This is a genomic window from Leptolyngbya sp. FACHB-711, assembly GCF_014695615.1.
GTDB lineage: Bacteria > Cyanobacteriota > Cyanobacteriia > Elainellales > Elainellaceae > Leptolyngbya_A.
The window spans coordinates 1-7,443 of the sequence record NZ_JACJOR010000100.1 but is presented as its reverse complement, the minus strand read 5'-3'; the positions used below and the strand labels follow the sequence as shown (position 1 = coordinate 7,443).

The window sequence follows — 7,443 nt, the reverse complement described above, 5'->3', positions numbered from 1 at the left end:
ATCGGGCGGATCGGGAAAGGAAAAGAGTTCGATCGCATCGCTTTCGCCGACTTTCAGATCAAGCTTGTAGGAATTGCGGGCGGCGCGGTAGGTTTCCTGAATAATTGGAAAGCCGAGAATTTGCGTATAGAAATGTTTGGAACGATCGTAGTTTGAGCAAATAATGGCAACGTGGTGAAAGCCTTTAGTTTGCATGATTGGGTTTGCTGTATTGCATTGATTATCCCTGATACTGCACCCGATAAATGCGTCCGTTTGCTTCATCGGTAAACAGCAGACTGCCATCCGCTACCACCAGCACTCCTACCGGACGACCCCAGGTAGCGGGAACGGTCGGCTGAGTCAGAAACCCGGTGACGAAATCTTCGTAGTATCCTGCCGGACGGTTTGTTCTGGCATCAAACGGGACAAAGACAATTTTGTAGCCTGTGCCCTGGTTGCGGTTCCAGGAGCCGCGAAATGCGACAAATGCACCGTTTTGGTAGCGATTGGGGAAGGTGTCACCGTCATAGATTTGCAGTCCCAGCGCGGCAGAATGCGCCTGAAACAGAACATCGGGCGTTTTGGTGCTGCCGATCAGGTCGGGTTTGGCGGGGCGATCGTTCACCAGTCGGCGCGGGTCGAGCTTATTAGGGGCAAGATAGGAATAGGGCCAGCCGTAAAAATCGCCTACTTCCAGGTGGGTCAAGTAGTCGGGCACAAGGTCATCGCCCAGTCCGTCGCGTTCGTTGACCGTGGTGTAAAGTTCGCCTGTGGTGGGATGAAAGTCGAGTCCAACTGGGTTTCGCAGTCCTGAAGCAAAGGTCTGGCGATCGGAGCCGTCAAGATTCATGATCTGTACTGAGGCGCGAGGTAAAGGCTCTTCGTCTACGTTAGTCCCAGAGCCGATCGACACAAAGAGCTTATTACCATCGGGCGAAGCGACAACATTACGCGTCCAGTGGTTGTTATAGCCATCCGCAGGTAAATCGGCGATTTTTTGTCCCTGACCGTTGAGCGCAGTTTGTCCTTGCTGGTATGGAAAGCGCAGCACGGCATCGGTATTGCCCAGAAAGAAATAGCCGTTGGCGAATGCCATACCCAGAGCTTGATTTAGCCCATTCTCTGCCGTGGCAAAGATTTGATTGACTTCAGCCGCGCCGTCTCCGTTCCGATCGCTGAGTCGGCGAATTCGATTTTGCCGCGTTTCAGTCACCAGGACATCCCCTTCGGGGGTAAGTGCCAGCCAGCGGGGGCGATCGAGTCCTTCGGCATAAACGTTTACCGTAAAGCCTTCTGGCACGTTCAATACCGGATTTTGCGGAATCGGAATCACCTGCGGCGGATTCGAGGCACTGTCAGTTTGAAAGGGTTGGGGCAGATCTTCAACCTGGATGTTGATTTGCTGCGGATTGAGCGATCGGGTTTGGATCAGGTTTTTGGGGCTAGAAGATTGCGCCTGAGGCTGGGTTTGAGCAACGGTTTCGGGCTGCGGTGAACTGGGTTGAGCAGATTGATTTTGCTCGATCGCAGAATCAGTGCTGCAAGCCGCCAGGGTCAGGAGAAATAGGGAACTAACCAGCGAAAGAAAGCGCATTAAACCAGATCAAACAGGACTACCTGATCGTGGTAGCAAATGTGTGAAACGATCGCCCTCTGTCGGAAAGCGTGTTGTTGGTATTGCAGTTGCCTTGTACCGATTAAGGTAATCGGATCTTCGTAGTGAAAGAAGCGACAAGCTAACAAAAAGGGCGGACAAGTTGCCCACCCCAGAGTTTTATTCCATATTCAGCAAATCAACAGCAAATCGAATTTAGGCGGCAACGGGCTGAGTGGTTGATTCTCCAGCAGAATTGAATTCTGTCGGGTTTTCTGCCAATTCACTGGGTACACCGTCTCTTGCCATTGAAGGCAGTTGTCCGCCTTTTTGCAGCAGGTTGGTTGCCATCGCAATCATCGCATTGACTTTGCGGGTGCGCCATTCGGTGATCAGGGCTTCTGCTTTAGCATAGCCGAGCCGACGCTGCATGGCTTCGCGGAGATAGGCGGCGTGTCCTTCTTCGTCTTTGGCAATGCTGATCATGCCTTTTTTCAGGTTGAGGCTGATTGGATCATCGGGCAGGGCGTTTGCCATGCGAACAAAATCTTTGCAGGCATCAAGTTCCAGGATGTAGGTGCTGCCCATAAACAGGAGCCAATCGATGCGATCGGGCGCGAACATCGTCTTGACATCGTATCCTTCGTAGTACGCCTCAAAAAAGGGACTGCGGCGACGCTCATCGGGCTTTCCGTCATCAGGTTTCTGAGGCAAGCTTTTGAAGTCAATGACTTGTTTGTTGAGCTGCTTCAAGGCGTGGGCAAAAATCTGTCCGTGGCGACCTTCGTCTTGAGCGTGTTTTGCCAGCCGTTCGGATAACCATTCATCGCCTTCGGCGGCGGCGCGTTTGCTCAGTGCCTCCAGAAAGGGAACCGAACCGGATTCAGCAAGCTGAAACCCTGCTAGCAAGTTAGGCCGCGATTTGGGGTCACGGATGTTGGCGGCGGTGATATACGCGACTGCACCTGAACCCACCAGATGCAGCACTTGAGTCAAGAGATTCATAAGGGGTGAGGAGATTTACTGGGTGGTTTGCTGATTATTGTACTCAGGTTATTGCTTTTTGGTGTGTAACTTTAACAGCTGTATGTACATTGCCGCGTGGCGTAAAGTCTCCTTCGATCGTAACTTCGAGTGGATCGCAGGCAGACACAAAATCATCCAAGATCTGATTCACCGATTCCTCATGCGAGATGTAACGATCGCGGTAACTGTTGATATACAGCTTAATTGCCTTTAGCTCGACGACTTTTTGATCTGGAACGTATGTGACGCGAATGGTGGCAAAGTCAGGATAGCCGGAGAAAGGACATTTGCAGGTAAATTCAGGCAGCGTAATGTCGATCGTGTAGCGGCGTCCGGGGCGTGGGTTGGGGAAGGTAATCAGTTCGCCTTCAGCGATCAGGCGTTCGCCGTACTTCAGTTCGGGCTGGGCTTGATTCTGGGCTTCGGATTGGATTGAGGAAGTCATGGAATTTGAGCTAAAGAAATTGAGCTAAAACGGACAACTTAACTATTTTATCGGCATGGGTGAGCCGCTGGGTGGTGGATAATAGAGAGGGGCAGGTGTTGTTGTAAATGGGTTTTGCGGATGTCTGATGCTCAGTCTGGTGCTCAATTTTCGTCGGAGCCAATTCGACTCTCCCAGGGAGGGAACGGCTTTGCCTCGCCTGAATCGCCTGAGTTTTGGGAGAATTGCTATCAGGAGGGGACTGCGCGATGGGATTTGGGTCATCCTGCGCCACCATTTGCCAGTTTGTTGGATTCAGAGAATGCACCTTTGCCGGGACGAATTGCGGTCTTGGGGGCAGGACGGGGACAGGATGCCTTGCTGTTTGCCGAGCGCGGGTTTGAGGTGGTCGGGTTTGATTTTGCACCGTCAGCGGTGAATGATGCAAATGAGCTGGCTCAAGCCAGAGGATACCAGGCTCAGTTTTTGCAGCGAGACATTTTTAAGCTGTCGCCCGAATTTGACAGAAGTTTTGATTATGTGCTGGAACACACCTGCTTTTGCGCGATCGATCCGACCCAGCGAGAGGCGTACGTTCAGGTGGTCAAAGCTTTGCTGCGTCCGGCAGGGGCATTAATCGCACTCTTTTGGGCACACGATCGCTCTGGTGGTCCACCGTTTGGGACGAGCCTGGAGGAAATTCGATCGCGGTTTATGCCGACGTTTGAAATTGTTTCGATCGATCGTCCCAAAAATTCGATCGAGAGACGGCGGAATGAAGAATATTTAATTGTGCTGCGGAAACCTTCGGTCTCATAGGATAGTTTCAGCATCCTAGAAAAATTTTCTTACCCAGAGGTTCCACCACGAGTTGAATATAAACTCATAAACTTGGGGCAACGCTTCATGACAATTTTGGATGCGATCGCCGAGTTGCAGTGCGAGGTAGACGCGAATCGCAGTCGCATCAAAAGTCGATAAAGTCAAAAGCCAATAAAATCAAAAGCTAATAAAATCGACATGCAACAGAGCTTATGCTAGCTCCAGCCCGATCTCAAATCGCCCTTCGTAGCCCTCACCGGATCGCGTTACGGGGAGGATAAGCTGTTCGCCACCCCTGCGAAAAATTCCGTCTCGATCGTTGCGAACCGATCGTGCTTCTCTTGTGGTGTATGGAGGCTGAGCGTAAACCTGATCTGTAACGGCATCCTCGAAGTAAAGCTGTGAGGTAAATTCATCAGCTGCTTGTGTGGGTGAGCTGGTGCGAATTTTGAAATGAATATGGGGAGTTCTACCGGGATACCAGCCGGGATAGATGGTGACAAACTGAGCGGTGCCGTTGCGATCGGTCATTTGATAGCCGCGCAGAAATTTTTGCCCCTGGGTGTCCTGCACGTCGGAATAGACGCCTTCTGCGTCACAGTGCCAAATATCGATTGTTGCGTTGCTTAACGGTTGACAGGCATTTCCGCTTAATTGGGAGACCTGAAAGACCAGACGAAGCGGCACTCCGGCTTTGATGGCGTTATCGGCAGGGTTCGATCGAATATCCGATCGGTTTAGCCGTTCATCAACAAAATAGGGTCCTTCGGTTTGCTGAGGTCTGACGATACAGCCAGGGGTAGATTGGGCAATTTGAGTGGTGGCTTGTTCGGGGATGGATGCTGAGCGGGTCGAACCTGGCGAAACCAGGGACTCAGTGGCATCCGAAGAGTCGCGAAAACAGCCGATCAGTGTTACAGCAGCAGTTCCACTCATCAAGCTGAGCATTCTGCGGCGATTAAGGCAAGAAAAGGAACGGGAGATTTTCATAGGAACGATTCAGACAGGAACGAAACAGGATCAAGGCGAGTTAACAGTGATAGATGGAGAAATTCCTCGATCGCTGCTATCTGCATCATAGACAAAATGCAACTCAGTAATCAGAGGCGTGGAGGCAGGCGACGATCGCGGAACAAAGTTAGCCATCGTGGAAAAGATTAGCCATGTAAACGCCTGTCACTCACAAATCCAATCAATTTCCTTGCCGATCGGAAAAACGAGTTCCCGTTTAATGCTCAAGTGCAAATTTCTATCGGTGAATTTTTCTGCCGCTGAAGGGCGATCGTCGTTTAAACCCGTTGCAAGCAGCCCTGAATCAAGCTCTGAATAAAAATCTCAGCAGATCGGTGCCAAAGATGGCAATTTGAACTAAGATTCATGGGCAATAACATCAAGATGTGCTGTAATTTATCAAACGTTGCGATTGCTATCGATGAAACCCCGATCGAATCAAAGTTCTACAGCTCAAAATCCTGCTGCTCCAGCGCAGTCCGCTAGCTATTCACCTTCGGTTCCGATTCCGATTTACCGAGAGCTAGCCGTCGAGCTGGATGCCACCAGAGCATTACTAGAAACCGTTCATACTGAGAATCAGCAGCTTAAGCAGCAAAACCAGCAGCTTCGTCAGGAGATCGATCGCCTGGTGCAGTCTGCCTTAAATTTGCGCTCTTACAGCGAGTCGAGTGCGCCAATTGCAGAATCAATTTCTGCGCCTGATCCAGCTCCGGTCGCGGCTCCTGCTGCGCCGACTTCTGCGGCTGAGTTTGAATCTGTCGCGGCTCAGCTTCGCGGAAATTCCACCTCTGAACCACCGGTTGCCTCGACCCAGGTTGCTGATTTGCCACAGTCGCTTAGTTCAGGCACCAAGCCGAAGGGAGTGGGAGGACTCTGGCTGACGCTGACGGTGATTGCGATCGTCTTTAGCGCGTTTGGAGCCGGATTCTTTATGGTTAAACCCCTGCTGCAAAATCGTTAAGTTTTTGGTCATTGGTCATTCGTTCTTGGTTATTCGTTCTTAGTCATCAGAGATTGGCGGTTGACGAATGATGCAGGACAAGTGACTGTCTGATCGGGCAGACTCCTCTAGGTTCTTCTCTGGCTCCCCTCCAATTTTTCCCTCAATTCCCCGTCACAAACTCTGGTAGAATGATGAGCTTGTGATCAATCAATTGCTGCGGGGACGGAAGACCTATGGCTCGAATGTACTATGATGCTGACGCAAATTTAGATATCTTAGCCGGAAAGACGATCGCCATTATTGGCTATGGCTCTCAGGGACATGCTCATGCGCTCAATCTCAAGGATAGCGGCATGAATGTGATCGTCGGACTCTATGCGGGGAGCAAGTCGGCAGCGAAAGCAGAAGCAGCAGGGCTAACGGTCAAATCTGTCGCAGATGCATCCGCCGCCGCCGATTTGATCATGATTTTGCTGCCGGACGAAGTGCAGCGCACGATTTACGAGAATGAGATTGCGCCCAATCTCAAAGCAGGTAAAATTCTGGCGTTTGCTCACGGATTTAATATTAACTTCGGACAAATTGTGCCGCCTGCGGACGTGGATGTGGTCATGGTTGCGCCGAAGGGACCAGGACATCTAGTACGGCGGACTTATGAGCAGGGCGAAGGCGTTCCCTGTCTGTTTGCAGTGTATCAGGATGCAACCGGGCAGGCACGCGATCGGGCAATGGCGTATGCGAAAGGGGTGGGCGGCACTCGCGCCGGAATTTTGGAAACGACGTTCCGCGAAGAAACCGAAACCGATTTGTTTGGCGAACAGGTGGTGCTGTGTGGCGGTTTGTCTGCACTGATCAAGGCAGGATTCGAGACGTTGGTGAATGCAGGCTATCAGCCGGAACTAGCTTATTTTGAGTGCCTCCACGAGGTGAAGCTGATTGTGGATCTGGTTGTGGAAGGTGGGCTGGCAAAAATGCGTGACAGCATCTCGAATACTGCTGAGTACGGCGACCTCACCCGTGGACCTCGCATCGTCACTGACGAAACTCGTGCCGAAATGCGGAAGATTCTCAGCGAAATTCAGACCGGACAGTTTGCCCGCGAATTTGTGCTGGAAAACCAGTCGGGTAAAGCAGGTTTTACCGCGATGCGCCGTCGCGAAGCTGAACACCCGATCGAGGAAGTCGGCAAGGATCTGCGAGCGATGTTTAGCTGGCTAAAGAAAGTTTAATTGCAGCTCAGCAAATCATTTAAGTTTATCGATTATCACAGGGCGGGTTTTATACCCGCTTTTTTCTTGCTGGTTTGACCGAAATGACTGAACCTATTTCCTTTTCCGGCTTCCATCAATCGAGAATTTTGAGATTAAAAGGAGAGCGTAAGGTTTCTCAGAAAATGGGTTGGCTTGGGGGGCAGTCCGGCGCACAATTAGGACTTTCCAAACTTCCTCTCAATGCTATTTTGATATTAGAAATAGAAAAGATAGCAAAAAAATGGAGTAGCCGTTTTGAGACTACTCACAAAGTTTTTCCCGAAATTCATTCTGTATCCAAAATATCACTTTTATTCCTGGCAGCCTAACTTGTAAGGTTATTTAAAGGTTGTATTGAGTTGGATATATTCTATTCTGTTATCTTCAC

The 7,443-nt window shown here is 50.7% G+C and carries 11 protein-coding genes; 5 read left to right on the top strand and 6 right to left on the bottom strand.

Going from position 1 to position 7,443, the window contains the following annotated elements; genetic code table 11:
• From H6F80_RS03075 to queF, 4 genes are all read right to left on the bottom strand, one after another.
• Positions 1–195, bottom strand: a 195-nt coding sequence (locus tag H6F80_RS03075) for a VOC family protein (protein ID WP_190790143.1), incomplete at its 3' end; no start/stop codon positions are given.
• Between the two features lie 25 nt (positions 196–220).
• Entirely contained in the window at positions 221–1,576 is a 1,356-nt protein-coding gene (locus tag H6F80_RS03070; RefSeq protein WP_190790142.1) for a PQQ-dependent sugar dehydrogenase, read from the bottom strand.
• A gap of 216 nt (positions 1,577–1,792) precedes the next feature.
• On the bottom strand, positions 1,793–2,581 hold the full coding sequence (locus tag H6F80_RS03065) for a ferritin-like domain-containing protein (protein ID WP_190790141.1): 789 nt from the start codon (positions 2,579–2,581) through the stop codon (positions 1,793–1,795).
• A 43-nt stretch (positions 2,582–2,624) separates the two neighbouring features.
• Positions 2,625–3,047 carry a preQ(1) synthase gene (queF, locus tag H6F80_RS03060; protein ID WP_190790140.1) on the bottom strand — a complete coding sequence of 141 codons (423 nt, stop codon included), beginning with the start codon at positions 3,045–3,047 and terminating at the stop codon, positions 2,625–2,627.
• A 120-nt stretch (positions 3,048–3,167) separates the two neighbouring features.
• Here queF and H6F80_RS03055 point away from each other — a divergent pair, with 120 nt between their 5' ends.
• Both H6F80_RS03055 and H6F80_RS30575 read left to right on the top strand, forming a co-directional pair.
• The gene (locus H6F80_RS03055) at positions 3,168–3,845 is read left to right on the top strand and encodes a methyltransferase domain-containing protein (RefSeq protein ID WP_190790139.1); all 678 of its coding nucleotides are present in this window, start codon (positions 3,168–3,170) and stop codon (positions 3,843–3,845) included.
• A gap of 12 nt (positions 3,846–3,857) precedes the next feature.
• On the top strand, positions 3,858–4,007 hold the full coding sequence (locus H6F80_RS30575; RefSeq protein WP_190790144.1) for an HxlR-like winged helix-turn-helix transcriptional regulator: 150 nt from the start codon (positions 3,858–3,860) through the stop codon (positions 4,005–4,007).
• Between the two features lie 51 nt (positions 4,008–4,058).
• Here H6F80_RS30575 and H6F80_RS03045 read toward each other — a convergent pair whose 3' ends face one another.
• Positions 4,059–4,838: an intradiol ring-cleavage dioxygenase gene (locus H6F80_RS03045; protein WP_190790138.1), complete on the bottom strand. Its 780-nt coding sequence runs from the start codon at positions 4,836–4,838 to the stop codon at positions 4,059–4,061.
• A gap of 30 nt (positions 4,839–4,868) precedes the next feature.
• Entirely contained in the window at positions 4,869–4,994 is a 126-nt protein-coding gene (locus tag H6F80_RS30220) for a hypothetical protein (protein WP_277879020.1), read from the bottom strand.
• 286 nt (positions 4,995–5,280) lie between these two features.
• Here H6F80_RS30220 and H6F80_RS03040 point away from each other — a divergent pair, with 286 nt between their 5' ends.
• The 3 genes from H6F80_RS03040 (at position 5,281) to H6F80_RS03030 (ending at position 7,384) form a co-directional block, all read left to right on the top strand.
• A complete protein-coding gene (locus H6F80_RS03040; RefSeq protein ID WP_190790137.1) occupies positions 5,281–5,823 on the top strand; it encodes a hypothetical protein in 543 nt (180 codons plus the stop codon).
• Between the two features lie 215 nt (positions 5,824–6,038).
• Complete coding sequence (ilvC, locus tag H6F80_RS03035; protein ID WP_190790136.1) at positions 6,039–7,034, top strand: ketol-acid reductoisomerase; 996 nt, start codon at positions 6,039–6,041, stop codon at positions 7,032–7,034.
• Between the two features lie 83 nt (positions 7,035–7,117).
• Positions 7,118–7,384: a hypothetical protein gene (locus H6F80_RS03030; RefSeq protein ID WP_190790135.1), complete on the top strand. Its 267-nt coding sequence runs from the start codon at positions 7,118–7,120 to the stop codon at positions 7,382–7,384.
• Positions 7,385–7,443: the final 59 nt, after the last annotated feature.